Raw genomic sequence first — 938 nt, forward strand, 5'->3', positions numbered from 1 at the left:
GTTCTCATCAGCGACTCCTTCAAATCAAGTTTTTTATGAAGGGTTTTATAACGCTTTGAGATAAAACGCAATCATGTTATGAGTGAGTTTTGCGGTACTGCGAAAAAAGGTTCACACTACAGATCTAAATATTACAAATTAAAAGCAAGGAGAGGGGCTAAAAAAGCAATTGTTGCAATCGCCCATCGGATCTCGAAGGCCATTTTCAATATTATCAAAAATGGGGATAGATTCATGGATCTGGGCGAGGATTATTTGGACGGAAAAAATAAGCAGAAGGCGATTAATAGAGTCAAAAGAACTGCTCAGCAGCTTGGCTTTGATCTCATTCCGTGCGAAGCGTAAAAAAAATTGGAACGCATACTTAACACCAACTGAAAACTGAAATTGCGGCACCCAACTCGTTGCCTGAATCATGAATATTAAGAAAAATATTTGACTATTGACGCGGATACCCAGGTCGATGAAGAAATGAAGCGATAGAGCGCGATAATAACATGACTTGTCAGCCTTATGCACAACTAACTGTCAGTCCTTCACTGAAGGAACTACGCATATAAAACTGGTTAAATCCAGGCTGACTATATTCCGTATCAAAAGAAAAATAGTATCAAAAAAACAACTCAATATCAAAGGAGTACCCCTAAAAAATAACATCCAAAATCAACAAATTTATAAAAGGTTTTGTGCTATTGCACCAAAATCATAGGGGAGCTGTAACTTTTAACCGGGTTTGTGTTTCATATAAAGTTTAGTCTCTTTAAATCTATTGAACAGAGTTTCAGGAAAATGGTTTGTTACTGCATAGAGGTTGATATTGTTTTCATCTTTAAGGTTTTTCATTTTTTTGTAGTTTGTAAAGTGCCCGTAAAGCTCTTCAAGTGCATCCATATTGAAGACTTCCCGAAAGGATTTGAAGGATATAAGATTGTGTCTAT

General features: G+C 36.4%; 2 protein-coding genes. One reads left to right on the plus strand and one right to left on the minus strand.

All coding sequences use genetic code 11. The features are described from left to right. Window positions 1-78: 78 nt before the first annotated feature. A complete protein-coding gene (locus MTBBW1_RS27220; RefSeq protein ID WP_080810145.1) occupies window positions 79-345 on the plus strand; it encodes a hypothetical protein in 267 nt (88 codons plus the stop codon). Between the two features lie 378 nt (window positions 346-723). On the opposite strand, the gene MTBBW1_RS28880 is transcribed toward MTBBW1_RS27220, so the two are convergent. Then, a partial coding sequence (locus tag MTBBW1_RS28880) for a hypothetical protein (RefSeq protein ID WP_222424204.1) occupies window positions 724-938 on the minus strand: 215 nt, incomplete at its 5' end.

The sequence above is a fragment of the Desulfamplus magnetovallimortis genome (assembly GCF_900170035.1).
In the GTDB taxonomy this organism is placed as follows: Bacteria; Desulfobacterota; Desulfobacteria; order Desulfobacterales; family Desulfobacteraceae; genus Desulfamplus; species Desulfamplus magnetovallimortis.

What these genes read in the sequence shown, in the direction of transcription:
- MTBBW1_RS27220 (WP_080810145.1), top strand. Translation starts at nt 79, where the DNA reads ATGAGTGAGTTTTGCGGTACTGCGAAAAAAGGTTCACACTACAGATCT.